Annotated in this window: 1 protein-coding gene; it reads right to left on the bottom strand. The window is 49.2% G+C overall.

All coding sequences use genetic code 11. The features are described 5' to 3' along the window. Positions 1-48: 48 nt before the first annotated feature. Complete coding sequence (locus ACTHUM_RS18015; protein ID WP_440403688.1) at positions 49-483, bottom strand: DUF883 family protein; 435 nt, start codon at positions 481-483, stop codon at positions 49-51. Between the last annotated feature and the right edge of the window lie 90 nt (positions 484-573).

The raw sequence follows: 573 nt of genomic DNA on the forward strand, positions 1-573 counted from the left end.
CCATGATTTCATGTGCACGCCTGTTCAGACGGCCTTAACATATTCACACTAACGACGGTTCAACAACACACCGACAACCCAACCGGCCAATGCGGCAAAACCCATCGCATAGTATGGTTTTTCATGCAACCCTTCATCAGCGTGTTTGGCACCGCGTTTCAAACGCTCGCCCGCATCAGCTTCAAATTCGGCAAAACGCTCTTTGCCTTCTTTAAGACGCTCCTGGGCCGCTTCTTCAAACTGCTCGTATTTCTCACGCGCACGCTCGGCATGATGGCGCAAACGTTCGCCGGCCTCTTCTTCAAAACGGCTCAAACGCTCTTTGGCCGCGGCCAATTTCTCTTCCAATTTGGCCCGGGCTTTGCCGCCCTCTTCCGAACCGGCTTCCACACCGTCGCGGTACAACTCTTCCACATCATCCATCACTTCTCGGATGTCTTTCAGCAAAGCCTCGCGACGCGTTTCAAAATCGTGTTTTTTCATGTTTTTCTCCTTGAGATAGGTTGATATGGCTACAGACTGTTTATCTGTTAATCAATTATAAACATTTATCTCCGGTTATCACATTAATTC

Source organism: Neisseria sp. P0021.S006 (assembly GCF_051956895.1).

Excerpts from the sequence above, each read along its gene's own strand:
- ACTHUM_RS18015 (WP_440403688.1), bottom strand. The coding sequence starts at position 483 with ATGAAAAAACACGATTTTGAAACGCGTCGCGAGGCTTTGCTGAAAGAC.